This window comes from Burkholderia sp. AU32262, from assembly GCF_020419985.1.
Classification (GTDB): Bacteria; Pseudomonadota; Gammaproteobacteria; order Burkholderiales; family Burkholderiaceae; genus Burkholderia; species Burkholderia semiarida.
Genome location: NZ_JAIZRS010000013.1, coordinates 52,880 through 79,261, shown reverse-complemented (window position 1 = coordinate 79,261; position 26,382 = coordinate 52,880). Strand labels below are relative to the sequence as shown.

Below are 26,382 nucleotides of genomic sequence, written 5' to 3'. Positions count from 1 at the left end.
AAAGATAAATATCGATATAAATCAATGCTTTATCGTTGTGGTTTGGGGGTGGTTGGCCGCCGGACAACGCACCGTAAACGTATCTTCACATTTTTATTTCGAGAAAGTGCTGCTAACATTCGTTTGTGGAGTACTCACTACATGAAACGTAGAATTCAGGTCGGACGAGGCCGAAATCCGGTACGCGGGAGATAGACGCATGAACAACGAACTCGACGATTCCTGCAGCGCTTTCGCTGCGCGGACGGTGTGGAAATCGGCCGCCGACGCGGCCGGTCCCGACATGAGCCCGGTCCTCGACGAACTGATGGGTCGATCGCTGCTCGCGCCGGACATGCACGTGTTGCGTCACGTGTCGCGCGCGATGGCCGACGAGGTGCCGCCGGCGGCGCGCATCGGCGCGCTGCTCGATGCCGCGATGCACGGCGCGGCGGCCACGTGGGGGGCGATCGCGGTCCTGCGTGAAGGCGGCTGGGAGCGGGCCGCCGACGCGACCGCGCCGAATGCGCCGCGCCGGGAGCGACCGCCGGCCGATCGACTGCCGGTTCCGATCGTCGCCGCCGCCGTGCACCTGCGCAACGGACTCGTGCTGCGCGACGCCTGCGCGGCCGACCAATGGCGCACCGACGACTACGTGCGCCGGCGCAAGCCGCGCGCGGTGATCTGCGTGCCGATCCGATGCAACGGCGCATTGCTCGGTGCGCTGTATCTCGAACACGGCGACTTGCCGGGCATCTTCACGCCGGCGAAGGTCGCGCTCGTGGAGATGATCGCGCTGCACGCGGGGTTCGTCCTGGAGAACCTGCGGTTGCGCGACGAGCTTGCCGCGCAGCACGCGCGGCTGTCCACGATGGAAGCGGCGATGCGCGACGCACAGTCCGAGATGGATCGCGTCGGCCGGCTCACCGCGTACGGCGAGCTGGCGGCGTCGATCGTGCACGAGGTCGCGCAGCCGGTCACGGCGATCGACACGTCTGCGCGCGCCGGGCTGAACTGGCTCGATCGCGGCGTGCCGAATATCGACGCGGCCCGCGAGATGCTCGCGCACATCTGCGCATGCGCGGTGCGTGCGCGGACCATCATCAGCGCGTTGCGCGCGAAGGCGCGGCAGGCGGCGCCGGTGTTCGCCGAGTTCGATCTCGCGGATGCACTGCGCGAGACGGCCGACATCCTGGAAAGCACGCTCGACGCGATGAAGGTGCGTTTGCGGATCGACGGATGCGCGGCGCCGCTGCCGATGCGCGGCGAACGCACGCAGTTGCAGCAGGCGATCATCAGCCTGCTGATGAACGGCGCCGAGTCCATGCTTCGCACGCCCGAGCACGAGCGTGTCATCGTACTGACGTGCGAGTCGGACCGGAACCGGGTGTGCGTCCGGATCGACGATCGCGGCGACGGCTTCGATCCGCAGCTGGCCGCGCGTCTCTTCGAGCCGCTGTTCACCACGAAGCCGCACGGAATGGGCATGGGATTGTCGATCTGCAAATCCATCGTCGACGCGCATCACGGTCAGCTCGCGCTGACGCCGCGGCCGGACGGCGGAACGCGGGCAACGGTGACGCTTCCGCTGTTTCCGATGTGAGCGCGCCTGGTTCGACGGCGAGCGGTGCGCGGTGCGCCGCGATCGTGACGGATCGAGCGAGCGGATGCGCATGAACGGACCGGATGCCTATACCAACGTATGCGATACCTCATGCCGATGCATCACCCCGAACACCTGCAGATGCTATGGAGCGCGTCGACGCATCCCCTTATGCTGGATCCACCGGTACACGGATCGCAACGACGACGGTTTCGCGGCATGCGTCGCGCCTGATGCGCGAAGCTGCGCACGCGCGATCCGTTCGCATCGTGACGATGCAGGTCACCGGCACATGCGTAGTGGTCGACTCGATACCAGACATCCAAGGAATCCATCATGAAACTCCGACACATCGTCGTAACCGGCGGCCTGGCCGTCGTCCTGATCGCAGGCGTCAACCTGCGCGCGTTCGCCGACGAGCGGCTCGATACCGCCGGCGCGAACGCCGCGGTCACGTCCACGCCGGCGGCCGGCACGTCGAAGAAGGCGGTACGGGCAGCCAACCGCACGTTCTCGCGCACGGTCGAGAAGGCGTTGTACCGGACGAAGGGGCTGGAAGGCATGCCGATCGCGGTGTTCGGCAACGCGGCGACCGGACGCGTCACGCTGTCGGGCCAGATCACGAGCGAAGACCAGGATCGTCTGGCGGTCGAGGCGGCGCGCAAGGTGCGCGGCGTCACGTCGGTCAACAGCCGGCTCACGCTGCGCGAGGAAGGCGGCGCCTGAGCGACGCGCGGGCGCATCGCCGGCGGCATGCGTGCGCCCGCTTTCATACGACTGACCCGATCGGTGGGAGAAAGGGTGATGGCGACACTGCCTGAAGCAGACATCATGATTCGCACGTTGATCAATGTCCTCCATCCTTCGCTGGAGCAACGCGACGTGTGCCTGCAGGCGCAGCGCACGCGATACAAGTCGCGTCGCCTCGGCTTGCGCCTGGACGACGACGATCGCGCATTCGCGCGAGACGAGCCGCTTTCCGCGATCGCGGTGATCGAGCGCCTTTCGTCGTCGTTGATCAGCGTGTCATGGAGCGATGCGCGTTCGGGGCGATACACCGAGCAGATCTGGTGCAGGAGCCGCGCACGCGCGCCGGCGGTCTGCGCGTTGACGGGGCGCACGATCGAGCGCGGTGACCGCGTGTTTCGTCCGCGCGCCAGCGATGTCTGCCTGAGTGCCAATCGGCAGCGCATGATCCTCGCCGCGACCATTGCGCCATGCAGCGACGCACCGGTGCACGACGCGGTCGAGCGGGTCGAGGCGGCCGCGTGACGGGCCTACGCCGCATCGACCGTCACGACGATCAGGGATACGCCGCGAAGGCGCTCGGCCAGATCGAAATGGACGGGGCGCCCGCGCCACCAGCGCGCGATTCCGCTGCGGGCCCGGTGCCCGACGACGACCAGGTCGGCGCGCGTCGTCATCGCATGCGCGGCGACGGCATCGGCCGCACGTCCGAAGCGCACGAAGCCGCGCGCGACGATGCCGTCGTCGGCGAGCGTGCCGAGCGCGCGTTGCAGTTCGTCCCGGGCGAACTCCTCGAGACGACGGTGCGCGAGATCGCTGAGCAGCCCGGCCGACTGCGCGTTCGCGGTTGCCGGGTCGACCACGGCCACGACGTCGACCGCCGCGGACAGCGCGCGCGACAGCGCCGAACATCGCGCAAGCGCGGCCTGAGCCTCATCGGTTCCGTCATAGACGAGTAGCATCCTGGAAAGCGCTGACATGTGGGTTTCGAGTCGTGAAGGGCCGGGTGCCTCCGTCGTCGCGGAGGCGCTTGCCTACACTGAACACGCGACGCGCGCGGTTTATTCCGCGGCCGGTCGTGCAAGCCGCGCGTGCGCCGTGCCGGATGCATCGAGCGCGACGCGAATCGCTTTGCGCGCCCGCGATATCCGGCTCATGATGGTGCCGACCGGGACGTCCAGTGCGGCGGCGGCTTGCCGATAGCTGAGTCCGTCGATGCTCACGAGCAGCAGCGCGCTGCGCTGCGATGCCGGCAACCGCTCGACGGCGGCGAGGATCTGGCCGACGGCGACGCGCGTCTCGGATGCGGCGCGCGGATCGGCGACCGTCTCCGCCGCTGCGTGGCTCCATTCGAGCAGCAGGCGATCGCGATGATTGCGCCGGCGCAGTTCGTTGAGCCAGATCGAATGGATGATCGAGAAGACCCAGCTGACGGGCGATGTGCCGGCCCGCAACTGATGCGCGCGTTCGAGGGCGCGAAGGCAGGCGCGCTGCACGAGCTCGTCCGCGTCGTGTCGATTCGCGGTCAACCGCATCGCGAACGACCGCAGGCGCGGCAGCAGGTCGGGAAGCATCGTTGCAAGTTCGGTTCGCTTCATGGGAAGGCGGCGTGCCCGAAGTCGCGGGGGCAACGCGGTGACGGCGCGGATGCCGGCGGTGCGCGCCGGTACCCGGCCGGTTGGCAGGACGGGCGATCAATGCCCGGAATAGAGCTTCCTGAGCGCGTCGAGCTCGCCGTTCTGACGCGCGAGCGCGAGCTCGTGGCGGACTTCCGAGCGGGTCTTCGGCATCGCGGCGACGGGCGCCCATTGCGTGGCAGCCGGTGCGTCGTAGCCGGCGGCGGCCGATTCGGCGGGGGACGCCGCGTACACCGATGCGGTGGTTGCAAGGGCGGCGAGCACGAAGGTGATTTTCGAGGCATTCATGTGAATCTCCTGGAGCGGGATGGATCGGAACGGAGTCGCGGCACCCGATGGCGACGCCCGCATGGGGCCGCCGCGTCGTGGTTGGCGTCAGGTGCCGCCGTGTGTGTATTGAGCGCCTGGCAGATATCTCGCATGTGTCCGGTGCGCGCCGTTTTGCAAGGTCATGTATCGATGCGAAAACCCGATACATGCGGATACAGATGCGCGCGACGGCGGGCGCAAGCGGAGCGGGTCGGGCAGGCGACGTTCGCGTTCGTCTGCGCGCCGGCGCCGCCGTACGCGCGAGTGCCGCGCGCGTGACGAAGTCGAGGCGGGGCATGAACCGCGGGTGCGCGGCCCGCGGTTGCCGCGGCGGAGGGCGGCTGGAATAATCCGCGGGGGGGGGGCGTGTTTTCAAGGGTGCCGCGCGCCGCGCGGCGTGCGTCGCGATGCCGTCGAACCGACCGCGGCCGCTCCAGCACATTCACAAGCGAAGAATTGCAATGCCCGAGATCAGAATGCCAAACGTGGCGCCTTCATCCGAAGACCAAAGCGGCCGTGTCGTCTACGTCGTCGACGACGACGAATTCGTGCGGGCCGCGTTGACCGGCCTGCTGCGCTCGATCGACCTGGAGGTGCACGCATTTGCGTCGACCGAAGCATTTCTCGCGGCGCCGAAGGGCAGCGGCCCGTCGTGCCTCGTGCTCGACGTGCGGTTGCGCGGGCAAAGCGGGATCGCGTTCCAGAAGTCGCTGGTCGAGAACGGCGGTCCGCAGATGCCGATCATCTTCATGACGGGGCACGGCGACATCGCGATGACGGTGAAGGCGATGAAGGCGGGCGCGGTGGATTTCCTGACCAAGCCGTTTCACGACCAGGAAATGATCGATGCAGTGGTGGCGGCGCTTGAGCGCGACGCGAAGCGCCTGGAGGCCAGCCAGTCGCTGCTCGACCTGCGCGCATGCTGGGAATCGCTGACGCCGCGCGAACGCGAGGTGTTGCAACACGTCGCGACGGGGCTGATGAACAAGCAGGTGGCGGGGAACATGGGCATTGCGGAGATCACGGCGAAGATCCATCGCGGCCAGGCGATGCGCAAGATGAAATGCCGTTCGGTCGCCGAACTGGTGCGCAAGATGAGTGCGCTCGGCATCGAGCTGCCCGCCGGCGATTAGCGTGAACCGGCCCGGGCCGAGCGCGGTCGGCGCAAGGTCGACCCATACGTAGATATGGTGGCGGCGCGGCAGCGCGCGGGTATGCTGGCGATCTGGATCGCAGTATGTGGGACGGGCCGGTCCGTTCCCCTCGCCATCAGCACGGATGCCTCTTTCACTCTCAGCCACCGATCTCGTAGCGATTGTCGACGACGACCCGTTCGTGCGCGCCGCCGTGAGAAGCCTCGTGCGGTCGCTGGGCGGGAACGCGTGCGAGTTCGCGTCGGGAGCGGCATTCCTCGCGTCGGACGTGTCGCGCCGCGCGGGTTGCCTGATCTGCGACGTCCAGATGCCGGCGATGGACGGCATCGACCTGCTGGCGCGGATCGACGCGCTGGGCCTGCGAATTCCCACGCTGTTCGTCACGGCGTTCGCGACGGCGCGCGAACGCGAGCGCGTGCGCGCGAGCACCGCGCTGTGCCTGCTGGAAAAGCCGCTCGATGCGCGGGAGCTCGAAACGTGGCTCGCGCGTGCGCTCGGTTACGTCTGATCGGCGGCCGTGCCGCGCTGCCAACCTAAACCTTCGTAGGGGATGAATGGCCGCTTGTTTGATGGTGCGCGGCCCCGCTGCGTGTTTTCATCTGTCTCGTACCGTCCGCGGCGACGGCGACAGGAGAACCAAGATGGCGAACTTTCCGACTTTATCGTCAGGAGCCTTGTTTGAGTCCAGGCTCACGCGCGCGCTGCGCACCCTCGTTCGCACGATCTTCGCGCATGCGCGCGAGTTCGTCGTCTGGCCGGTGCGCTTCATGCTCGCAGCCGGTGTGCTGCTGGTCGCGGCGGCGATGTACGACGTGCGCGCGATGCTCGCGCGCGCGTGGCAGACGGCGGCGACGCACGAGCTGCTGATCGCCGCTGCATTCGCGGGCCTGGTGGCACTGGTCGCGGCGGTACTGGGGCTGAAGCTGTTCCGCCTGATGAGACTGGACGCGACCGTCGGCCGCCTGGCCGATGCGATCGGGGACAACGGCATCGAATCGCTGCCCGACACGTTGAGCCAGCGCGGTGCGCCGTCGGTGGCGAAACTCGCGCGCGCGATCGACGGCGCGCACCGCCAGCACGCCGAGCGCATGACGGAATTGCTGCATGTGCTGGCCGCCTATGCGCATGATCTGCGTACGCCGCTCACGCGGTTGATGCTGCGCAGCGGGATGCTGGAGGACGGCGCGTTGCGCGACGCGATCGAGCGCGATCTGGCGGAGATGAATGAGCTCGTCGAGGCGAGCCTTGTGTGCGCACGGCTGCAATGCAGCGTGCCGGAGCCGCCGCGCCGCGTCGACGCCGATGCGCTGCTCGGTGCGCTGGTCGGCAACTATCGCGACGCCGGCCAGCGCATCGGCCTCGACGGACGCGTGGGCCTTCCGCTCGTGACCTTCCCGCATGCGCTGCGCCGTGTGCTCGTCAACCTGATCGACAACGCATTGCGTTATGGGGACGACGTTCGCGTATGCGTGCGGGTCGACGCGCGGCGCGTGATGCTGACGGTCGTGGATTCCGGGCCGGGCATCGTGCCGGCTGAGCTCGAGGCGGTGTTCAAGCCGTGGTACCGCGCGCCGCAGACGGCCGCGCGTGCGCCGGGCTCGGGGCTCGGGCTCGCGATCGCGCGTCGGTTGACGCAGGCGATGCAGGGCGAACTGCAATTGAACAATCGCAGCACCGGTGGCCTCGAGGCGACAGTGACGCTGCCGCTTGCGGTCGCGTGAGCCGATACGGCATGTCGAAACGAACAGGGGGCGTGATGGCCGGTGCGGATGCGATGTCCCCGCGCGTCGCGTCGTTCGTGCTGCTCGGCGCGCTGCTGACCGCGTGCGGATACGGCGCGACGTTCCTGCTGTCGATGCATTTCCGTTCGGCGGGCGGGGGCGAGATCGATACCGGCATCGCGCTCGTCCAGGCGCTGGTCGGTGCGCTGCTCGGCCTGCCGCTCGTCGCGTGGCTGGCCCGCTGGATCGGCACGGCCCGCACCACCGCGCTGGCCGCGCTCATCGTCGGCGCGGGCGTCGTCGGCTTCGCGCTGATCGGGCGCACCGGCTCGTTGAGCGCCGTGCCCGGGCTGCTCGTCGGAGTCGGCTGGGGCGGCTTCTACCTGGCCGCGCCGATGATGCTCGCCGAGCGCACCACCGATCACGAGCGCGAGCGCTGGTTCCTGCGGTTCGGGTCGTTCCAGATGGCCGGCGTCGGCGGCGGGCCGGCGGTTGCGGCGCTCGCGATACGCAACTGGCACTGGACGACCGGCACCGTGTTTTGCGCCGTCGGCGGCTTGTGCGCGATGGCCGCGCTGATGCTCGAGTATTTCGGCCGCCTGTCGCCGGCGTCGCCGCCGGCCGCACGGCCGGCGCGCGACCGGTGGGTTCGCGAGATGGCGGCGATTGTCCGCACGAACGCGATCTATCCGATCGCCATCATCGCGCTCGGCTCGAGCGTGTTCTCGGGGCTGATGACGTTCCAGATGTCGATGGCGACGGAAACCGGCGTGAAGGCCGGAACGTTCTTCGGCCTGTATTCGGCGACGGTCGTCATCATTCGCTGGCTGCTCGGCGCGCTCGTGATCCGGATGCGCGTCGACGCGACCACGCAGATCCTCCTCGGCTTCATGATCCTGAGCGTCGCGGTGACGTTCGCGGTGCCGCACAACGCGCTGCTTCACTCGGCCAGCGCCGTGCTGCTCGGCACCGGCTACGGCCTGATCTATCCGATCGTGCAGGCGCAAGCCGTCAACAGCGCGCACACGCGGCACCGGCACGCGGTGCTCACGTGGTTCGTCGCGTCCTATTTCGTCGGCGTGTTCGGCTTCCCGGCGCTCGGCAGCCTGGTGCTGGTCAACCTGGGCCGGACGATGCTGCTCACGCTCATCGCCGCATGCGGATTGGCGGCGCTGGTACTTTCCATCGTCGAACACCGGAAGCGGATGGCGCCGGCGGCGTGCTGAGCCCCGTGCGCTATCGCGCCGCTGCCGGAGGTTGCGAGGCGGAGGGGGCGGGTTTCGCGTCGTCGGGGTTGTACGTGGCGTAGAGCTTGGTATAGCCGGGCGTGTCGAAATGCCCGGTCCATCCCTTCGGCAGCGTGACCGCTTCGCCGGTCTTCACGACCATCACCGAACCGTCGGACGACGTCAGTTTCACGCTGCCGGACAGGAAGTACAGGAATTCGTTGTACGGCAGCCCCTGCGGACCGGCGATTTCCTCGTGCGAGGGCCCGGATCGGTACACGCCGGTCTGGAAGGCCGTGTCGGTGGACGTGAACGTCACGGCATCCGCGTCGTGCCCGGGAGCGGCATCCTGCTTCGCCGCGTCGCCGCGCGCGAAGATGGCGCCGACCAGGTCGGAGGCCGACGCCTTGATCGGCTTGATGGTCTGCGCGCACGCTGCATTCGAGATCGCGATGCCGGTGAAGACCAGCGTGGCGAGTGCATGTCGGTACATCGGTAGTCTCTCCGTGGAAGTTGTCCTGGACGATCACGCGAAAGGGTGCTCGCCGTTGCGGCGCCATTCTCCTGGAAAAACCCGCGCGTGGGCGAGCCCGTGTCGGCCGCGTGCCGACCGATTTGTATCGTATTGCGTACGTGCGCGGCATGGATACATCGTGATGCAGATGGAATATCCGGGCCGTCCAGCTGTTTACGGGCTGGAGGGGCGCTGCCCGGTCAATTTCGCCAACACCCATGCACACACGTCAGATACTGCAGTCGATCAACGCCGGCCCGGCGAAACCGCGGGGGGGGCTCGACGTCGATGACCGCCGCCGAACTGTCCGCGATGCTCCCCGCAATGCTGCCGCGGCTGTGGATTTTCGCGCTGCGCCTCGCCGGCGATCGGCACGATGCCGAGGATCTCGTGCAGTGTGCGTGCGTGCGCGCACTCGAACGCGCCCATCAGTTGCAGCCGGAAACCGCGCCGCTCAGCTGGATGTTCTCCATCGTCCAGTCCACGTGGCTCAACGAGCTTCGCGCGCGCAGCGTGCGGCGGCGCGCGGGCATGGACTGGGACGATGAACTGCTGGAAACCGTGGCCGATCCCGCGGCGTCAACCTTCGAGCAGCAGGCGCTCGATGCACAGATCGTCCGGGCGGTGCAGCAGTTGCCGGAAGCGCAGCGCGTCGTCATGTTGCTGGTCGGCGTCGAGGGTTTCACGTACAGGGAAGCGGCCAACGTACTCGACGTACCGCTCGGCACGGTCATGAGCCGGTTGTCGCGTGCACGCCAGGCGATCGGTGCGCTGTTCGGCGAGCAAGGCGCACCGCGTGCAACGCGCGCGGCGAATGCCGAAGACCAGGGGGCATGAAAATGGACGACATCCTGCTCATGGCATACGTGGATGGCGAACTTGCGCCGCATGAACGCGCCGAAGTCGACAGGGCGATCGAAACGTCGGCAGAGATCGCCGCGCGCGTTGCGTTGTTCGAAGCGTCGGTGTTGCCGTATCGGCGTGCGTTCGAGCGACAGCCGGTGCCGCCCGTGCCGCCGCGCCTCGTCCGCGAGGTCGACGGGCTCGCGCACGCGCATGCCGCGCCGGCGGCGCCGTTCGCGAACGCAGACGATCGGCGCGCCGCGGTGCCAGCCTCGCCGCCCGAGCGCTCACCCATGCGCGCGATGGTGCCGTGGCTCGCGGTGGCCTTCGTCGCCGGCGCGTTCAGTTGCGGCGCCATCCTGCGCTACGCCCCGGATACGGCTGTGCGCGATGTCGCGGCACAGCGCGAATCCGTGGCCGCGCAGGCGACGATGTCGCCATGGATCACGGCGGCCGTGAACTACCAGCAGCTTTACACGCGCGATACGGTGGCGTCCGACGCATCGAATCTCGCTGCCGTCGCGCGTACGGTCGACAGCGTTCACCGTGTCGACGGGCTGCCGATCCGGATTCCTGACTTGCGCGCGGCCGGTCTGACGTTCAAGCGCATCCAGCGCCTGAACTTCAACCGCAAGCCGCTCGTGCAGATCGTCTATCTGCCCGAGAAGGGCCTGCCCGTCGCGCTGTGCGTGATGAAGGACGAACGACCCGATACCGCGCCCGGCCGTCGGCAGGTCGGCAACATGGATGTCGTGACCTGGCGCCGGGCCAGCCTGGCCTACGCGCTGATCGCGGCGTCCGGCGAGACGGACCTCGGCGCGCTCGGCGAGCGGATCGCCGCCGATGAACGATCGTAAGCAACACGAAGGGGCACGCCGAGGTTGTCGGCACCGCGATGTCGCGATGAGGCGATCCCGTGCGGCGCGCGACGCCGCCGCTACGGCTTCACCGCATCGCGGGTGCGTGCCGGCATGGTCCGAACAGGCGTGACGGCGCGGCGCGTACAAACGGATACACGCCAGACAAATCCCGGATACATCGCCCGTTTCTAATCGATGCATGGATCGGCCGACGGCCGTCCTCACGACGCGCGATACCTGAACCCGTGGCGGGATGCGCGCGACCGACGAATCGAAACCGCAGACGGTTGGGGGAAACTGGACATGTCAGAGAATCGGGTTCCGCGCGAACTTGCGCATGCGAACGGCGCACCAGTCAGCAACAACGTGAACATCCAGACGGCCGGCCCGCGCGGCCCCGCGTTGCTGCAGGACGTCTGGCTGATCGAGAAGCTCGCGCACTTCGATCGCGAAGTGATCCCGGAGCGCCGGATGCATGCGAAGGGTGCCGGCGCATACGGCACCTTCACCGTGACGCACGACATTTCGCGGTATACGAAGGCGAAACTGTTCTCCGGGATCGGCAAGCAGACGCCGATGTTCGTCCGCTTCTCGACGGTGGCCGGCGAGCGCGGCGCGGCCGATGCGGAGCGCGACATCCGCGGCTTCGCGCTGAAGTTCTACACCGAGGAAGGGAATTGGGATATCGTCGGCAACAATACGCCGGTGTTCTTCTTTCGCGATCCGCTGCGCTTTCCCGATCTCAACCATGCCGTCAAGCGCGACCCGCGCACGGGCATGCGCAGCGCGGAAAACAACTGGGATTTCTGGACGCTGCTTCCCGAGGCGCTGCACCAGGTGACGATCGTCATGAGCGAGCGCGGCATTCCGCGCTCGTACCGGCACATGCACGGCTTCGGCAGCCATACCTACAGCATGATCAATGCGTCGAACGAACGGACGTGGGTGAAATTCCACTACCGCTCGCAGCAAGGCATCGAGAACCTGACCGATGCGCAGGCCGAGGCGCTGATCGCGAAGGACCGCGAAACCCATCAGCGCGATCTGTACGACAGCATCGAGGCCGGCAATTTCCCGCGCTGGACGCTGTACATTCAGGTGATGACTGATGCGCAGGCGAAAGCGTTCCGGTTCAACCCGTTCGACCTGACCAAGGTATGGCCGAAGGCCGAATTTCCGCTGATCGAGGTCGGCGAATTCGAACTGAACCGCAATCCGGACAATTTCTTCGCCGAAACGGAGCAGGCCGCGTTCTCGCCCGCGAACGTCGTGCCGGGCATCGGCTATTCGCCCGACCGGATGTTGCAGGCGCGCCTCTTTTCCTACGGCGATGCGCAGCGATACCGGCTCGGCGTGAACTTCGCGCATATTCCGGTGAACGCGCCGAAGTGCCCGTTCCACAGCTATCACCGCGACGGCGCGATGCGCACCGACGGTAATCTCGGCGGCGCGCCCGCGTACTGGCCGAACAGCAGCGGCGCGTGGTCGGACCGGCCGCAACTGGACGAACCGCCGCTCGAACTCGACGGCGCGGCCGCGCACTGGGACCATCGCGTCGATGACGACCATTACCAGCAGCCCGGCGATTTGTTCCGGCTGATGGACGCACGGCAGCGGCAGCGTTTGTTCGACACCACCGCGCGGCAGATTGCCGGCGTGTCGCCGGCGGTGCGGCAGCGTCACATCGACAACTGCTCGCGGGCGGACCCGGCGTACGGTGCAGGCATCGCCGCCGCGCTCGAGCGATTGTTCGCCGAACGGGAATGACCGGCGGTATCCGGCGCTGCGCAACGGCAAACGCCGCGACCCGGTGACGAAGCGGGCTGACCGGGGAGCGGTGCGGCGAACCTGCACGGCGCAAGCGCGTTTGCATCGACCGCCGCCCGTCACGCGCGGGCGGCGGCCTTCGCTTCGAGCATCTTCACGAGCAGATGGAGCGTCCGGTTGACCGGCGTATCGATGCCCGCGGCCAGCCCGCGCCGCACGATCGCGCCATTCAGGTGGTCGATCTCGCACGGTTTGCCACGAGCGAGATCCTGCGCGGTGGACGAATACTGGCCGGCGGGAATCGTCGCTTCGATTTGCGCGACGATCTCCGCCGGCCCTTCGGTGAAATGGACGCCTTCGGCGGCCGCCACGGCGAGACACTCGGCGACGGCCGCGCCCATCGTCGCGCGCAGCGCGTCGCGATGCGGCATCTCGCCGAGCGGCAGATGCACGATTGCGGAAATTGCGTTGTACGCGCAATTCAGCATGAACTTGCGCCAGAGCGTCGCGCGCACGTCGTCGTCGATCCGGGTCGGAATGCCCGCTTCGCGCAGCACGTGCGCGAGCCGTTCGCTGGACGGCGACGCCTCGATCGCGAGATCGCCGCGGCCATGGTGCAGCAAATAGCCCGGGCCGGCCATCTCGCTCGCCACGTAGACGGCAGCCGAAATGACGGGGCGGTCGAGCTCGGCGCGCAGCAGCGCGGCGTTGTCCACGCCGTTCTGCAGACTGACCACGATCGCGTGCGGGGCCAGCACGTCGCGCAACGCGCGTGCCACGTCGGCGGTATCGCCGGACTTCACGCAGACGAGGACGACCTCGGCCGATCGGGCCGCGTCGGTCTGGATCGATGCGTCGACCGGCACGCGCTGGTCGAACGTGCGCGTATGCAGGCGCAGGCCGTGGGCGCGGATCGCGTCGACGTGAAGCGGCCGGCCAATGAACACGACATCGTGGCCGTGCAGCGCGAGCATGCCGCCGAAGTAGCAGCCGACCGCGCCGGCGCCGAGAACCGCAAACCGCATGATTGCTCCAGAGGGGAAACCGTCGACGTGTCATGCATGCGGTATCCGCATGTGACGGGCCGGGCCAACGGGCCCACCCATTGGTATAGAACACGCGAGTCGCGCCAACTATTCCCGATGGGGCGGCGACCGGTCTCGAACCGTGTGCCGAATCATCGTCACGCAATGGAATGACCGCTACTGCTCAGGTGTTGTTAGCCAGTAGCACGCCGTCGGCGTCACCCGCTTCCCCTTCCTCCGGACCTTTTCAGAAGATGAATTCCACCCATCCGCTTTCGCTTCCGGCCGTACCGAACCGCCCGCTGACCGGCAGCGATCACCGAACGCTCGTGCTCGCGGCGCTGGGCGGCGCGCTCGAGTTCTACGACTTCGTGATTTACGTGTTCTTCGCGGCCGTCATCGGCCAGCTGTTCTTTCCGCCCGCGATTCCCGACTGGCTGCGCCAGCTGCAGACCTTCGGCATTTTTGCCGCCGGCTATCTCGCGCGGCCGCTCGGCGGCGTGGTGCTGGCCCACTTCGGCGATCTCGTCGGCCGCAAGCGGATGTTCACGCTGAGCGTGATGCTGATGGCGCTGCCGACGCTCGCGATGGGCCTGCTGCCGACCTACGCGTCCCTCGGGATCGCCGCGCCCGTGCTGCTGCTGGTGTGCCGGCTGTTGCAGGGGGCGGCGGTGGGCGGCGAAGTGCCTGGCGCGTGGGTGTTCGTGGCCGAGCACGTGCCGCCGCGCCATGTCGGCTACGCGTGCGGGCTGCTCACGGGCGGCCTGACGCTCGGCATCCTGCTCGGCTCGCTGATCGCGTCCGCGATCAACCATCACTATTCGCCGGCCGCGATCGACGCGTATGCGTGGCGGCTGCCGTTCGTCGTCGGCGGGCTGTTCGGCGTGCTGTCGGCGCTGTTGCGGCGCTGGCTCGACGAAACGCCCGTATTCGTCGAAATGAAGCGGAACCGGGCGCTCGTCGCCGAGGCGCCGTTGAAGACGGTACTGCGCGACCACGGCCGCGCGGTGATCGCGTCGATGATTCTCACCTGGACGCTCACCGCGGCGATCGTCGTCGTGATCCTGATGACGCCGACGCTCGTCGCCAAGCGCTTCCATATCACGCCCGCGCTCGCGCTGCAGGCCAATTCGGCCGCGACGTTCTGCCTGACGATCGGATGCGTCGTCGCCGGGTCGATCGCGGGGCGAATCGGCGCGGCGCGCACGATCTTCGTCGGCTGCCTGTTGCTGGGCGCATCGTTCTGGTTGATGGCCGCGCGGCTCGCCGTCGATGCGTCGCTGCTGCTGCCGCTTTACGCGGCGTGCGGCTTCTTCGTCGGTGCGGTCGCGGCCATTCCGGTCGCGATGGTGCGCGCGTTTCCGCCGGCCGTACGCTTTTCCGGCATCTCGTTTTCGTACAACGTCGCGTATGCGCTGTTTGGCGGCCTTACGCCGGTGTTCGTGTCGTTGATGCTGAAGACGAATCCGCACGCGCCGGAATTGTACGTAGGCGTGCTCTGTGTCGCCGGCGCGCTGACGGGTTTCGCGTTGCGTCCCGCGCGGTAGCACCGCGGCCGCGCCACGCACGGCGCGCGGCCTTCCGCATGTGCCGGCGCCGCGGCCCGTGGGCGTTCATGCAGGCGTGACACCGTGACGATGGCGGCGCTTGCCGGCGCCCGTGCGGGCCGCCGTCTCGTCCAGAATCGTCGCGGCGAATTCGACGGCCGCCGGCATCCGCGGGTCGTGCATCATCACGAATTCCATATCGGGCAGCCGCGGCAAGCCCTCGGGCGGCCCCAGTTCCCGCAGCGTGTCGTCGATCGCGCTGCGCGGCATCGGCGCGATCGCGATGCCGGCCCGTGCGAACGCCAGCACGCCGGCCACGCTCGGGCTTTCGCACGCGATCCGGTAGCGCATGCCGGCCAGCGCGAGCGCCTTGATCGCGGCGCCGCGGTATGGGCACGGATCGGGGAAGCACGCGAGCGGCACGTCGCCTTCCGGAAGCGGCTCGTGGCGCGCGAATGCCCAGGCGAGCGGCTCTTGCCACAACGTCGTGCCGTGGCCCGCGTGCGAGCAGCGGCTCCCGATCACGACATCGAATTCGCCGCGTGCGTGCCGGCGAAACAGGCTGTCGCCGATATCGACGGCGAGATCCAGCCGCAGGCCGCGCCGCGCGGCGCCATGGCGGCGCATCAGGGCGGGCAGCCAGCCGCCCGCGAAGTCCTCCGATACGCCGATCCGCAGCTTGACGTCGGCCGCTTGACCCGTTCCGAGCCTTGCCCGCGCTTCCTCGCTCAGGTTGAGCATCGCGCGCGCGTAGGCGAGCAGCGTTTCGCCATGCCCGGTCAGCGTGACGCTGCGCGTATTGCGCACGAGCAGCGCCTGCCCGACCTGTTCTTCGAGACGAACGATCTGCGCGCTGACCGCGGACTGGCTGAGATTCAGCCGGCGCCCGGCGCCGGTGAAGCTGCGCACGTCGGCGACCGCGACGAACGTATGAAGGAGCGCCGTGTCGAGGGGAGGATTCATTCATCACCCATCCGGGTTAATTCGATCAATTAATATCGTTTCCAGATTATAGGGCGACCCGCTAGGCTGCGAAGCACGGTGGGCGAGCGCGCATGGGGCGCGCCGCCGTCACTCCTGACAAGGACCGGCTCCATGACACGCATGCTCTATATCGAAGGCTCACCCAACAAGGCCTATTCGGCATCCATCGAGGTGTGCGATGCATTTCTCGATACCTACCGGCAGGCTCATCCCGATCACGAGATCCGGAAGCTCGACATCTGGGATCTGCCGATGCCCGAATTCGACGGGGCCGCGCTTGCCGCGAAATATGCGGGATTGAGCGGCACGGCGTTGACGCCGGAGCAGGCGGCCGCGTGGCGGCAGATCGAACGGCTCGCGGCGCCGTTCCACGAAGCGGACAGGTTTTTGTTCGGCGTGCCGCTGTGGAATTTCAGCATTCCGTACAAGCTCAAGCATCTGATCGACGTGATCTCGCAGAAGGACGTGTTGTTCACGTTCGACGAAACGGGTTTTACCGGCAAGCTGGCCGGAAAAAAGGCGGCGGTGGTCTACGCGCGCGGGCTTGCCTATCAGTCGCCGGGGTCGTTTACGCCGGCCGCCGAGTTCGATCTGCAGCGCCCTTACATGGAAACGTGGCTCAAGTTCGTGGGCGTGACGGACATCACCGGGATCGTCGTCGAGCGCACGTTGTTCGGCCCGGACGGGAAGGTCGATCGGAGCCGGGCGATCGACGAAGCACGGGCGATCGCGCGTACGTTTTGACGTTGTCGGCGCCGTGCATGCGCGCGTCGGGCAATCGGCGCCGCGCATGCGCCGCGGGTCGAGCGTCAGCGCCCGCCACGTGCGATGGCGAGCGCGATGCCGAAGCCCACCAGCAGGCATCCGAACGTGCGGTCGATCCAGTGCCGCAGCGACAGCAGGCGATCGCGAACACGCGTGGCCGAGAAACAGATCGCCACGAGGCTGAACCAGCCGGCGTGTGCACCCACGATGAATGCGCCGTAGCCGATCTGCACGATCAACGGCGTGTCGGGCCGGACGGCCTGCATGAACAGGCTGACGATGAATACCGTGGTTTTGGGGTTCAGCGCATTGGTCAGGAAGCCCGTGCGCAGCGCGGCGAGATCGGACAGCGGCGCGACGGCGGCGTCGGCTTGCGCATCGCCGGCTTTCGTCATGAGCATTCTTGCGCCGAGGTAGATCAGATAGATCGCGCCGATCAGCTTGACGGCATTGAAGAGCCACAGCGACTGACGGATCAGGAGCCCGACGCCCAGCAGCGTGTAGCTCACGTGGACGATCACGCCGAGCCCGATCCCGCATGCGGTGAGCACGCCGGCACGACGCGACAGCATCAGGCTGTTGCGCGTGACCATCGCGAAGTCCGGGCCGGGGCTGATGACGGCCAGCAGCGTAATGGTGACTACGACTATCAACTCGGTCATGGCGTCGCTCCCGCGATCGATGTCTTGGTGGCACAATCCTACCCACCGTGATTCATCGGGAAAAACGATGCTTTCTGACCGGAATGGTGAGTCTGAATCACAATCTATCCGTACCAGCCTGCCGTCGCTGATGGCGCTGCGTTGTTTCGAGGCGGCGGCGCGCCACGAGAATTTCACGCGCGCGGCCGACGAGCTGTGCCTGACCCACGGCGCGGTCAGCCGCGCGGTACGTCTGCTCGAGGACGATCTGGGCGTGGCGCTGTTCGAGCGGCGCAGTCGTCGCGTGTTCCTGACCGAGGCGGGCCGCACGCTCGCCCAGGCCGTCCACGATGGCCTGGGCCTGATGCGTCACGCCGCCCACACGTTGCGCGCCGAGGCCGCCCGTCCGCGGCGGTCGGTCCTGTCGTGCGAGCCGACGCTGCTGATGCGCTGGCTGATTCCGCGCTGGCCAGATTTCCAGGCGCGGCATGCAGGCGTCGACATCCATCTGGCCGCCGCGGGCGGGCCGTTCTCGTTCGACGGCGGTATCGACATGGCGATTCGTCGCAACGATTTCGCGTGGCCGGCGGCGTATCACGCCGAGCATCTGTTCGCCGAACGGGTGGGGCCGGTTTGCCGGCCGGACAAGGTCGGCGCATGGTTTGCGTCGCGTCGCGGCGCCCGTGCGCTGAAGCACGACGCAGTGCTGCTGCATGCGCGGACGCGGCCGGACGCGTGGAATGCATGGGCGGTGGCCGCGAATCAGCCGGCCGCGGGCCGGCGCGGGCAGCGGTTCGATCACTTCTACTTCAGTTTGCAGGCGGCCGTCGCGGGGCTCGGGGTGGCGATCGGGCCGTGGCACCTGGTGCGCGACGATATCGAAAGCGGTGTACTGGTTGCCCCGATGGGATTTGTCGAGGATGGATCGGATTACTACCTGTTGACGCCGGCGCCGGTGGCGGACGGGAGTGCGCAGGCGGCGTTGCTGGGGTGGTTGAGGGGGATGGTCTGACGCGAGCCGCCGGGCGGGATTTCAAACGACCGGCGAAGCGCGTGCCCGGATGCGCGACGCGCCAATCGATGCCGGGCGCCGCGAGGGCCGGCACTTCGTTGGCGCCCGTATCGATATCGACGGCCCGGACAATATCGTCGCTGATCGAACAAACGCAACCGCGAATCGAAATAAAGAATGAATGTCGGGCCGATGCTTGCTCATGCCGGGCAGCGAACGGAAAATGCGTCGATCGACACACGTTCGCAAGCCCGTTATTCGCGTGAACAGCCCAGGCCCGACGCTGCGCAGGCCGGCCGGAGGTCGGCCCGCTTTAACCGAAATGGCCCGTGGTGACATGCACGTCGCTAAAAGAATGCCGGTGCGTGCTTTATCGCTGCAACGAATGAGTGCCGGTGAAATCGCCGTCATTCTTCATCTTTTTGACGCGGCTTTTAACGACATTCGTGCAAACCCGGGCGACGTCAGCGTGCAGCGGACATTTCCGGTCGCCTTTAAACCCGCATCCTTTACCCGACAGTCAACGACGAGACGAAGCCATGCCACTTCAAACCGGTAATTTATTCAGCGTCGAAGGGCGGCGCGGCGGCGACGAGCGAATCGACATGCTCGTCACGGGCGCGCGCGTGAATGTCGAGCGAATCGTATCGATGGGGCACGCGAGCCCGGACGGATTCTGGTATGACGACCCGCGGGCCGAATGGGTCGTGCTGCTGTCCGGTGCGGCCGTGCTCGAATTCGAAGAAAATGCAACGCGGCTCGACATGCACGCCGGAGATTACGTGCTGATCGAGCCGCATTGCCGCCATCGTGTCGCGTGGACGCATGACGAAGTGCCAACCGTCTGGCTTGCCGTCTATTACGAACGCTGAAGAAAGGATTGGCGTGCGGCACGCGTGGTCGATAGACCGGCGCGCGACATGCCGATCGGGCAAAACCTCGTCTACCGGTGCGGCCTTGGAATACCGCCGGTATCGATGCCCCAATCAATGCCGCAATCGCCGGACAGCGCGTTGAATCGCGCGCCGGCACAGGGCGGGAATCTTATTCCTGGATCAGGAATCGATTGCGATTCTTCGCATCCTTGATCCATGCGGGCGCGCGACCGCGGCCCGACCAGGTCGCCCCGGTCTTCGGATCGCGATACTTCGCCTGCACGGGGGCGCCCGCCTGTTTGGACGGCCGACCGCGGCGCGTACCGAAAATGTCTTTTTCGGTAATGCCGTATTCCGCGACTTTGGTGCGGATGTCGTCGACGATCGCCTGGAATTCCGCGACGCGCGCTGCTTCGGCTTTTTCGGCCAAAGCATCCATTTGGGCTTTCAGTTCCTTGTAAGTTGCCATATATCACTCTTCAGGTTGTGTCCATACATGATAGCGGTTTCAGCCCGAATGATGAAGAAAATTGCGCCGACTACGAATTCCATTGTCGATATGGCAATGCGCGACTGCTTCGAACACCTGAGAAGTGGTTCGATTGGATCGTTTGCGTCCGATCCTCTCATGCGGGACAAGCTTCGGAGACTCAATTATTCTTTATCTCTTTTCAGAAGGATTGGGGAATTCACTGATGAACAGAGATGACAGACTGAAACAGGTCGCCGCCGATTTCGGATTCGATCCGGACGAAACGATCCGCATTGGCGGAAAGTACACGCCGGTTCTGGTCGATGGCAGGACGGCCTACATTGCCGGCCAGATTCCGCGAATCGGGGAAGTCGTGCATTTCGTCGGTATCGTGGGCGAATCCGTTTCGCTGGACGACGGCCGCCGCGCGGCCGGTATCTCGGCGCTGCGTGCGCTGTCGCTGATCCGCAACCGGTGCGGCACGCTCGATGCGATCGCGACGGTGCCGCGCATGACCGTGTACGTGCGAAGCGCACCGGGCTTCACGATGCAAAGCGAAGTGGCCGACGGCGCGTCGGACGTGTTGTACGCGGTGCTCGGCGACGCCGGTGTCCATACGCGCTCGTCGGTCGGCGTGCTGCAATTGCCGAAGGGCGCGGCGGTCGAAGCCGATTTCATCTTCGGGCTGAATCGCGGCGCCGCTGCCGGTTGATCCGGAGTGGCCGGGCCGACGGAACGAGCCGCTTTGCGGCGATCTTCCATCCTTCGCGCCCGGCAACCGTCTTCGAATACGAACCGGGTTGACGGGGCAGCGACGAACCGGTGTTCCCAGGTTGCTTCGGTGAACACACCATCGGACGTCGCCGCGAGATAGGCGTTGTCGCCGGAGATCGCGGCGCAACTGCTGGTCGGCACTTGCCGGCGCTCCATTCGTCAGATGTGAAACCCGCGCGATTCGCCGCAACGCGCGCCATCGTGTTGCCGGGAAACGATCCGTCGCGCCGTGACGCACGCGCCGTCTTCCGCCGTTTTTCCACCCCGTCATTTCCGGAAGCCGTTCCCGGCCCATATCGGCCGGCATCCCCACTTTTGGGGATGCCGGCGCCGAGCGGTACGCCTACGATGGTCAACAAGGCACCGGAGACCGGATATCACCAGAACAATCGAGCAGGCCTGCCGTTTCGCGTCGATCGCCGTGAGCGTCCGCACGGTCGATCGACACGGTTGCCGCGTACGCCGATGCGCAACGTGTTTCGTGCGTGGTTGGCGCCGCGGGCGATCTCGCGTGGATGGCGGAAGGCCTGATGTCGCATTTCGGGGAATTTCAATCACTATGCTCGCACGAGACTATGTGGAACGAGAGCTCTCTCACATCCAGAGAATGGTGGCGCTGCTGGACAGCGAGCCGAACGTCGGCGACGTGTCGATGTCGGGCCCGGGTCGCGTCAGGCATCCGCGCTACTGGCGCGGGCGTATCGAGGAACTGCTGTCGACGCCCAACGTGCCGCGTCACGTCAGAAAGCTGAGCGAAGCCGTGCTCGCGAAGATCGACGCGATGGAAGCACGCTTCGCGGCGATGAAGTAAGTACATGGTCGGGCCGGGCGGCGAAACGTGTTCCATCGCGTGGGCTGCGTCGTTTCACCCGGGCGCCGCCCGCCATCCCGCGCCGCCTGCGTCAACACGGATTTTTGCGCCCTGTCGAAAAATAACGATTTCGTTTGACAAGAAGCAGTAACCAGCGTGGTATTTCGACCAAACCCGCATCGCCGATTTGAACAATCAGACCGATTGAGTAAGATTCGCGAACGGCGTTCGACATAAACGCACGGCGCGGGGTGGTCAGATGCAGACGAACGGGTTGATTCCATCGGCATGGATCGATGACGTCTACGCCGCGGCGTTGGGCGATCAACGATGGGAAGCGGTGCTGGACGGGCTGCGTTTGTCGGTCGGCGTACGCATGGCGACGCTGCTGTCGTTCGACGATGCGGCGCGGGTGCCCGCGATCGAGCGGGCGGCCGGCGACGATTCGTCATGGGTGGCCGCGTGCCACCGCAGCTACAACACCGAGTTCTACCTGTACGACCCGGTCGTGCCGGTTGCCGCCGACTGGCCGGCAGGGCGCTGGTTCGAGGACGTCAAGCACCTGTCGGTGCGGCAGCGCACACATGGCGTGTTCTATCGGGAATTCCTGCAGCCGTTCGGGCTCGGCAGCATCTCGGGCCTGTACATCCACCGCGGCGAGCGCGCCGGCGCGTTCCTGAGCGTACAGAGCGGGCCCGACGCGCAGGGCCCGTCCGACGACCAGCGCCGCACCATCGAAATCATGGGCGCGCACATCAGCCGGGCGCTGCGGATCCACGCACGCATCGGCGAGCTCGAGGCGCGCGTGGCCGCCGCGGAATCCGCGCTCGACGCGGTGCCGGTGCCGGTGTTCCTGCTCGGCGCGCGACGCGAGTTGCGTTATACGAACCGCGCGGCCGATCAGCTGATCGCCGCGGAACCGGCGCTGCGGATCGTGAACGGGCGCTTTGCGCCGGAAGGCTGCGTCGACGATGCGCAATGGCGACATGCGTTCGCGCGCGGCGGGCTGTTGCTGCGGCGCGCGACGGGCGAGCCGCTGCCCCTCGCGCTGATTCCCGTTCCCGAACAGTCGCGCCTCGCGCGTGAACGGCCCGGGGTCGCGGCGCTGATGACGGCCGCCGACCTGCGCTCGCCGGCGGCGCGCGCGCAGCGCTTGCGGGTGTTCTACGGGCTGTCGTCGGCCGAGGCCGATCTCGCCGTGCTGCTGTGCTGCGACGGGCGCTCGCCGCAGGAATGCGCGACGCTGCGCGGCGTATCGATCGGCACGGTCCGCGCGCAGATCAAGTCGATCTACACGAAAACCGACGTGGCCCGCGCCGCGCAACTGACGTCACTGGTCATGCAGACCTGAGCGACCGATGCGCGCCGGCGCGGCCGCGTCGTGCTCTATCCGCCGCCGATTCCCTGCAGTATCTTGCCGGTCCCGCCGCAGACGGTGCACGGCTGGCCCTCCACCCGGCCGGTGCCGCGGCACACGCGGCACATGTCCTCGCCGACGCCCGGCGCGTCCGCCGGGCCTTCGTCGCCGGCGTTCGGCGGGGTAGCCGGGTCGGGTGTCGCTGATGGCTTCGCGGTCGACATCACAGGCTCCTTTCGCGTGGCACGCTGTCCGGGCGAGCATCGCGCGTACCTGCCGGCCGGGTGGCGCGCGACGGCGACGGCTCGCTCGCGTGTCATAGCGCCGCTCCCGCGTGGACCGCGTACGGATTCGGCCGATCCATTCCAGGGAGCCCGACGAGCGCCTCGCTGCCGTAGGCGCGCCGGCCGGATCGATCGAATGCGTCGCGTGATCAGTCATCCTATAACGTGGAGATGCGAAGCGAAAGAAGGCCGTCGGACGCGGGGAGGCTGCGGCGCCAGCGTCCGACCGCCTGCTGATTCGCCCCCGGAAAACGTTTCTCGAAACAATTGAGATACTGGGAATACAGTTCCCCGATTTCTGCAAAAGACCCATGATGGTAAAGGTTATAGGGGTATGCACCGAGTGAGTTAAACGATTAACCGACGTACATTCGCTCAACACATCATACGACGTATGACTCCGCGGTCCGACGAAGCGTCCCGGCGACGCAGGCGCGTGCCGACGGATCGCCGCACAACAACGATCGACCATCAAGGAGACTCACCATGAAGCACCGATTCACCGGCTCCCGTACCGCCCTGGCCGTTGCGCTGATGACCGGCTTCGCGATGTCCGCGCACGCGCGCGTGTTCCGCTCGGCGGACGTGCACGGCGACAACTTCCCGACCAACATGGCCGTGAAGTTCATGGGCGAGGCATTGTCGAAGCAGACGGGCGGCAAGGATTCGATCAAGGTGTTCGGCAACAGCGCGCTCGGTTCGGAGAAGGACACGGTCGACCAGGTGCGGATCGGCGCGATCGACATGGCGCGCGTGAACGGCGCGTCGTTCAACGAGATCGTGCCGGAATCGCTGATCCCGTCGTTTCCGTTCCTGTTCCGCGACGTCGACCATTTCCGCAAGGCGATGTACGGCCCGGCCGGCCAGAAGATCCTCGACGCGTTCACCGCGAAGGGGATGATCGCGCTGACGTTCTACGAGAGCGGCGCGCGCTCGATCTACGCGAAGCGCCCGGTGCGCACGCCGGCCGACATGAAGGGGCTGAAGGTGCGCGTGCAACCGTCCGACCTGATGGTGGACGAGATCAAGGCGATGGGCGGCACGCCGACGCCGATGCCGTTCGCCGAGGTGTACACGGGGCTGAAGACGGGCCTCGTCGACGCGGCGGAAAACAACCTGCCGTCGTACGAGGAAACCAAGCACTACGAAGTGGCGCCCGATTACTCGGAGACTCAGCACGCGATGACGCCCGAAGTGCTCGTGTTCTCGAAGAAAGTCTGGGACACGCTGTCGCCGCAGGAGCAGGCGGCGATCAGGAAGGCGGCGGCCGATTCGGTTCCGTACTACCAGAAGCTTTGGACCGCGCGCGAGGCGTCCGCGCAGCAACTGGTGACGAAAGGCGGCGCGAAGATCGTGCCGGCCGCGCAGGTCGACCGCGCGGCGTTCGTGAAGGCGATGCAGCCGTTGTGGACCAAGTATGAGAAGACGCCGCAGATGAAGCAGATCGTCGACGAGATCGAGGCCACCAAGTGACGCGTCGCACTTCCCTGAACGGCGCGGCGGCCGCGGGCGCGCCGGCTGCCGCCCCGGACGGCGCGGGGCCCGCGCGGCCGCACGCCGCGCCGCTGTTGCGCTGCGTGAACGACGTGCTGTTCCGCGTGCTGGCGGGAATCGCGTCGGCGTGCCTCGCGGTGCTTACGGTGCTGGTGTTCTACGCGGTCGTGATGCGCTACGTGTTCGACAACGCGCCGGATTTCGTCGAACCGATCGCGCTGTTGCTCGTGATCGTGATCGCGATGTTCGGCGCGGCGATGAAGGTGCGCGACGGCGGGCATATCGGCCTCGATTCGCTGGTGCGCCGGCTGTCGGTGAAGGCGCGCACGGTCGTCATCGCGATCCAGCACCTGAGCCTGATCGCGTTCGCGATCATGATCGTGATCGGCTGCGGCAGCATGGCCGCCGAGACGATGGGCGACCGCATCCCGATCATCGGGCTGCCCGAAGGCGTGCGCTATTTGATCACGATGCCCGCGGCGGTTGCGATCATCCTCTTCTCGCTCGAGCACCTGCTCGCGCTTCGTCGTTCTTCGTCGGGACAATAACGCCATGGAACTCGCGATCCTGTCCGTCAGTTTTCTGATTTTTCTCGTCCTCGGCGTGCCCGTGTCGTTCGCGCTCGGCATTGCGTGCGTACTGACCTACATGGTCGAAGGCCTGCCGATCGCGACCGCGATGCAGGCGATGATCTCGGGGATGAACGCGTTCTCGTTCCTCGCGGTGCCGTTCTTCATCTTCTCCGGCGAACTGATGCTGCACGGCGGCATCGCGGACCGGATCCTGCGCTTCGCGCAGGCGACCGTCGGCCACTTCCGCGGCGGCCTCGGGATGGCGAACGTCGTCGCGTGCACGCTGTTCGGCGGCGTGTCGGGCTCGCCGACCGCCGATACGTCGGCGATGGGCGGCGTGGTGATTCCGCTGATGAAGCGCGAAGGCTACAGCGCCGCGTACGCGGTCAACGTGACGACGCATGCGTCGCTCGCCGGCGCGCTGATGCCAACGTCGACCAACATGATCATCTACGCGTTCGCCGCGCAGGGCATCACCGGGATGCTGCACGGCCAGCCGGTGAGCGGCGTGTCGATCGGCGACCTGCTGTTCTCGGGCCTGTTGCCGGTGTTGTGGGTGATGGGCTTCGTGCTCGCCGCCGCATACTGGCAGGCCGTGCGTCACGGCTATCCGCGCCGCGAGGACGGCTCGTCAGCGCTGCCGCGGTTTCCCGGCTGGTATGCGGTGCTGCGCAGCTTCGTCGGCGCGGTGCCCGGGCTGATGGTGATCGCGATCATCCTCGTATGTGTCGCGAAGGGCATCGCCACCGCGACCGAGGCGGCCGCGATCGCCGTCGTGTATTCGCTCGTGCTGACCGCGGTGGTCTACCGCACGCTGACGGCCGAGAAGCTGCGCCGCGCGCTGTCGCATGCGGCGCGCACGACGGGCGTCGTGCTGCTGCTGATCGCGGTGTCCAACATGCTGCGCTTCCAGATGTCGTACCTGGAGATTCCGGATGCGATCGAAGGGCTGCTGAAGCAGTCGACCGCCGCGCCCTGGCTGATGCTGCTGTACATCAACATCATCCAGGTGTTCCTCGGCACGTTCGTCGACATGGCCGCGCACATCCTGATCACGACGCCGCTGTTCCTGCCGATCGCGATGGCGTGCGGGGTCGGGCCGGTGCAGTTCGGCATCATGCTGCTGCTGAACTGCTCGCTCGGCCTCGTGCACCCGCCGATCGGCTCGGTGCAGTTCGTCGGCTGCGCGATCGGCAACGTGTCGATCGGCGAGACGACGAAGATGGCGTGGCCGTACTACCTCGCGATCTTCAGTGCGATCAATATCGTCACGTACATGCCGTTCTTCTCGACGTGGCTGCCGAGCGTGATCAGCGGGCACGCGGTGTTCTGATCGCACGCTTCGCCCGTCGCGGCGCCGGACGACCGAGGGTGTCCGGCGCCGCGGTCGCATCCGCGGTTCACTTTCT

Annotated in this window: 30 protein-coding genes; 21 read left to right on the top strand and 9 right to left on the bottom strand. The window is 66.8% G+C overall.

The window, feature by feature from the left end; all coding sequences use genetic code 11:
* Positions 1-199: 199 nt before the first annotated feature.
* The 3 genes from LGN10_RS17260 to LGN10_RS17250 all read left to right on the top strand — a co-directional run bounded on the left by LGN10_RS17260 (position 200) and on the right by LGN10_RS17250 (position 2,854).
* Positions 200-1,582: a sensor histidine kinase gene (locus LGN10_RS17260; RefSeq protein ID WP_226224398.1), complete on the top strand. Its 1,383-nt coding sequence runs from the start codon at positions 200-202 to the stop codon at positions 1,580-1,582.
* A gap of 336 nt (positions 1,583-1,918) precedes the next feature.
* Entirely contained in the window at positions 1,919-2,308 is a 390-nt protein-coding gene (locus tag LGN10_RS17255) for a BON domain-containing protein (protein ID WP_059579260.1), read from the top strand.
* A 27-nt stretch (positions 2,309-2,335) separates the two neighbouring features.
* The gene (locus LGN10_RS17250; RefSeq protein ID WP_226224397.1) at positions 2,336-2,854 is read left to right on the top strand and encodes a DUF3331 domain-containing protein; all 519 of its coding nucleotides are present in this window, start codon (positions 2,336-2,338) and stop codon (positions 2,852-2,854) included.
* A 5-nt stretch (positions 2,855-2,859) separates the two neighbouring features.
* On the opposite strand, the gene LGN10_RS17245 is transcribed toward LGN10_RS17250, so the two are convergent.
* The 3 genes from LGN10_RS17245 to LGN10_RS17235 all read right to left on the bottom strand — a co-directional run bounded on the left by LGN10_RS17245 (position 2,860) and on the right by LGN10_RS17235 (position 4,254).
* Complete coding sequence (locus tag LGN10_RS17245; protein ID WP_226094162.1) at positions 2,860-3,309, bottom strand: universal stress protein; 450 nt, start codon at positions 3,307-3,309, stop codon at positions 2,860-2,862.
* Between the two features lie 81 nt (positions 3,310-3,390).
* Positions 3,391-3,927, bottom strand: coding sequence for an RNA polymerase sigma factor (locus LGN10_RS17240; protein ID WP_059579252.1), 537 nt, complete (start codon positions 3,925-3,927; stop codon positions 3,391-3,393).
* 96 nt (positions 3,928-4,023) lie between these two features.
* Complete coding sequence (locus LGN10_RS17235) at positions 4,024-4,254, bottom strand: DUF4148 domain-containing protein (RefSeq protein WP_226224395.1); 231 nt, start codon at positions 4,252-4,254, stop codon at positions 4,024-4,026.
* Positions 4,255-4,736: 482 nt separating this feature from the next.
* On the opposite strand from LGN10_RS17235, the gene LGN10_RS17230 reads away from it, so the two are divergent.
* The 4 genes from LGN10_RS17230 to LGN10_RS17215 all read left to right on the top strand — a co-directional run bounded on the left by LGN10_RS17230 (position 4,737) and on the right by LGN10_RS17215 (position 8,376).
* The gene (locus LGN10_RS17230; protein WP_059638998.1) at positions 4,737-5,408 is read left to right on the top strand and encodes a response regulator transcription factor; all 672 of its coding nucleotides are present in this window, start codon (positions 4,737-4,739) and stop codon (positions 5,406-5,408) included.
* A gap of 145 nt (positions 5,409-5,553) precedes the next feature.
* A complete protein-coding gene (locus LGN10_RS17225; protein ID WP_059579247.1) occupies positions 5,554-5,937 on the top strand; it encodes a response regulator transcription factor in 384 nt (127 codons plus the stop codon).
* 133 nt (positions 5,938-6,070) lie between these two features.
* Positions 6,071-7,150 (top strand): sensor histidine kinase, encoded by a 1,080-nt coding sequence (locus LGN10_RS17220; RefSeq protein ID WP_226224393.1) that lies wholly within the window; start codon positions 6,071-6,073, stop codon positions 7,148-7,150.
* A gap of 11 nt (positions 7,151-7,161) precedes the next feature.
* On the top strand, positions 7,162-8,376 hold the full coding sequence (locus tag LGN10_RS17215) for an MFS transporter (protein ID WP_226224392.1): 1,215 nt from the start codon (positions 7,162-7,164) through the stop codon (positions 8,374-8,376).
* A 10-nt stretch (positions 8,377-8,386) separates the two neighbouring features.
* Here LGN10_RS17215 and LGN10_RS17210 read toward each other — a convergent pair whose 3' ends face one another.
* Positions 8,387-8,869 carry a cupin domain-containing protein gene (locus LGN10_RS17210; protein ID WP_226224390.1) on the bottom strand — a complete coding sequence of 161 codons (483 nt, stop codon included), beginning with the start codon at positions 8,867-8,869 and terminating at the stop codon, positions 8,387-8,389.
* A gap of 309 nt (positions 8,870-9,178) precedes the next feature.
* Between LGN10_RS17210 and LGN10_RS17205 the strand changes: the two genes are divergently transcribed.
* The 3 genes from LGN10_RS17205 to LGN10_RS17195 all read left to right on the top strand — a co-directional run bounded on the left by LGN10_RS17205 (position 9,179) and on the right by LGN10_RS17195 (position 12,360).
* Positions 9,179-9,727, top strand: coding sequence for an RNA polymerase sigma factor (locus LGN10_RS17205; RefSeq protein ID WP_059639001.1), 549 nt, complete (start codon positions 9,179-9,181; stop codon positions 9,725-9,727).
* Between the two features lie 20 nt (positions 9,728-9,747).
* Positions 9,748-10,590 (top strand): anti-sigma factor, encoded by an 843-nt coding sequence (locus LGN10_RS17200; protein ID WP_226224388.1) that lies wholly within the window; start codon positions 9,748-9,750, stop codon positions 10,588-10,590.
* A 306-nt stretch (positions 10,591-10,896) separates the two neighbouring features.
* Positions 10,897-12,360 carry a catalase gene (locus tag LGN10_RS17195; RefSeq protein ID WP_059639003.1) on the top strand — a complete coding sequence of 488 codons (1,464 nt, stop codon included), beginning with the start codon at positions 10,897-10,899 and terminating at the stop codon, positions 12,358-12,360.
* Between the two features lie 119 nt (positions 12,361-12,479).
* On the opposite strand, the gene LGN10_RS17190 is transcribed toward LGN10_RS17195, so the two are convergent.
* Complete coding sequence (locus LGN10_RS17190) at positions 12,480-13,385, bottom strand: ketopantoate reductase family protein (RefSeq protein ID WP_059579231.1); 906 nt, start codon at positions 13,383-13,385, stop codon at positions 12,480-12,482.
* A 254-nt stretch (positions 13,386-13,639) separates the two neighbouring features.
* Between LGN10_RS17190 and LGN10_RS17185 the strand changes: the two genes are divergently transcribed.
* The gene (locus LGN10_RS17185) at positions 13,640-14,932 is read left to right on the top strand and encodes an MFS transporter (protein WP_226224386.1); all 1,293 of its coding nucleotides are present in this window, start codon (positions 13,640-13,642) and stop codon (positions 14,930-14,932) included.
* A 66-nt stretch (positions 14,933-14,998) separates the two neighbouring features.
* Here LGN10_RS17185 and LGN10_RS17180 read toward each other — a convergent pair whose 3' ends face one another.
* Positions 14,999-15,895: a LysR substrate-binding domain-containing protein gene (locus LGN10_RS17180; protein ID WP_226224384.1), complete on the bottom strand. Its 897-nt coding sequence runs from the start codon at positions 15,893-15,895 to the stop codon at positions 14,999-15,001.
* A gap of 132 nt (positions 15,896-16,027) precedes the next feature.
* Between LGN10_RS17180 and LGN10_RS17175 the strand changes: the two genes are divergently transcribed.
* Entirely contained in the window at positions 16,028-16,660 is a 633-nt protein-coding gene (locus LGN10_RS17175) for an FMN-dependent NADH-azoreductase (RefSeq protein ID WP_124658577.1), read from the top strand.
* A gap of 65 nt (positions 16,661-16,725) precedes the next feature.
* Here the strand turns inward: LGN10_RS17175 and LGN10_RS17170 are convergent, their stop codons facing one another.
* Positions 16,726-17,343, bottom strand: a complete 618-nt coding sequence (locus LGN10_RS17170; protein WP_226224382.1) for a LysE family translocator — start codon at positions 17,341-17,343, stop codon at positions 16,726-16,728.
* Positions 17,344-17,410: 67 nt separating this feature from the next.
* On the opposite strand from LGN10_RS17170, the gene LGN10_RS17165 reads away from it, so the two are divergent.
* From LGN10_RS17165 to LGN10_RS17155, 3 genes are all read left to right on the top strand, one after another.
* Positions 17,411-18,334 (top strand): LysR family transcriptional regulator, encoded by a 924-nt coding sequence (locus tag LGN10_RS17165; protein WP_226224482.1) that lies wholly within the window; start codon positions 17,411-17,413, stop codon positions 18,332-18,334.
* 202 nt (positions 18,335-18,536) lie between these two features.
* Positions 18,537-18,893: a hypothetical protein gene (locus LGN10_RS17160; RefSeq protein WP_226224380.1), complete on the top strand. Its 357-nt coding sequence runs from the start codon at positions 18,537-18,539 to the stop codon at positions 18,891-18,893.
* The gene (locus LGN10_RS17155) at positions 18,874-19,206 is read left to right on the top strand and encodes a cupin domain-containing protein (protein ID WP_089465936.1); all 333 of its coding nucleotides are present in this window, start codon (positions 18,874-18,876) and stop codon (positions 19,204-19,206) included. The genes LGN10_RS17160 and LGN10_RS17155 overlap by 20 nt, the downstream gene beginning before the upstream one ends.
* A gap of 172 nt (positions 19,207-19,378) precedes the next feature.
* Here LGN10_RS17155 and LGN10_RS17150 read toward each other — a convergent pair whose 3' ends face one another.
* A complete protein-coding gene (locus LGN10_RS17150) occupies positions 19,379-19,678 on the bottom strand; it encodes an H-NS family nucleoid-associated regulatory protein (protein ID WP_059579211.1) in 300 nt (99 codons plus the stop codon).
* A 226-nt stretch (positions 19,679-19,904) separates the two neighbouring features.
* On the opposite strand from LGN10_RS17150, the gene LGN10_RS17145 reads away from it, so the two are divergent.
* The 3 genes from LGN10_RS17145 to LGN10_RS17135 all read left to right on the top strand — a co-directional run bounded on the left by LGN10_RS17145 (position 19,905) and on the right by LGN10_RS17135 (position 22,617).
* Complete coding sequence (locus LGN10_RS17145) at positions 19,905-20,393, top strand: RidA family protein (protein WP_089465935.1); 489 nt, start codon at positions 19,905-19,907, stop codon at positions 20,391-20,393.
* A gap of 621 nt (positions 20,394-21,014) precedes the next feature.
* Complete coding sequence (locus LGN10_RS17140) at positions 21,015-21,266, top strand: hypothetical protein (protein ID WP_059579205.1); 252 nt, start codon at positions 21,015-21,017, stop codon at positions 21,264-21,266.
* A 316-nt stretch (positions 21,267-21,582) separates the two neighbouring features.
* On the top strand, positions 21,583-22,617 hold the full coding sequence (locus LGN10_RS17135; RefSeq protein WP_226224378.1) for a helix-turn-helix transcriptional regulator: 1,035 nt from the start codon (positions 21,583-21,585) through the stop codon (positions 22,615-22,617).
* A 35-nt stretch (positions 22,618-22,652) separates the two neighbouring features.
* Here the strand turns inward: LGN10_RS17135 and LGN10_RS17130 are convergent, their stop codons facing one another.
* Positions 22,653-22,847 carry a hypothetical protein gene (locus tag LGN10_RS17130; RefSeq protein WP_226224376.1) on the bottom strand — a complete coding sequence of 65 codons (195 nt, stop codon included), beginning with the start codon at positions 22,845-22,847 and terminating at the stop codon, positions 22,653-22,655.
* A 546-nt stretch (positions 22,848-23,393) separates the two neighbouring features.
* On the opposite strand from LGN10_RS17130, the gene LGN10_RS17125 reads away from it, so the two are divergent.
* From LGN10_RS17125 to LGN10_RS17115, 3 genes are read left to right on the top strand one after another with little or no spacing between them, the layout of a single operon-like run.
* On the top strand, positions 23,394-24,380 hold the full coding sequence (locus tag LGN10_RS17125) for a TRAP transporter substrate-binding protein (RefSeq protein WP_089465933.1): 987 nt from the start codon (positions 23,394-23,396) through the stop codon (positions 24,378-24,380).
* Complete coding sequence (locus tag LGN10_RS17120; RefSeq protein WP_226224374.1) at positions 24,377-24,949, top strand: TRAP transporter small permease; 573 nt, start codon at positions 24,377-24,379, stop codon at positions 24,947-24,949. Before LGN10_RS17125 ends, LGN10_RS17120 begins: the two co-directional genes overlap by 4 nt.
* Before the next feature lie 4 nt (positions 24,950-24,953).
* Complete coding sequence (locus LGN10_RS17115; protein WP_059579193.1) at positions 24,954-26,306, top strand: TRAP transporter large permease; 1,353 nt, start codon at positions 24,954-24,956, stop codon at positions 26,304-26,306.
* Positions 26,307-26,382 lie beyond the last annotated feature (76 nt).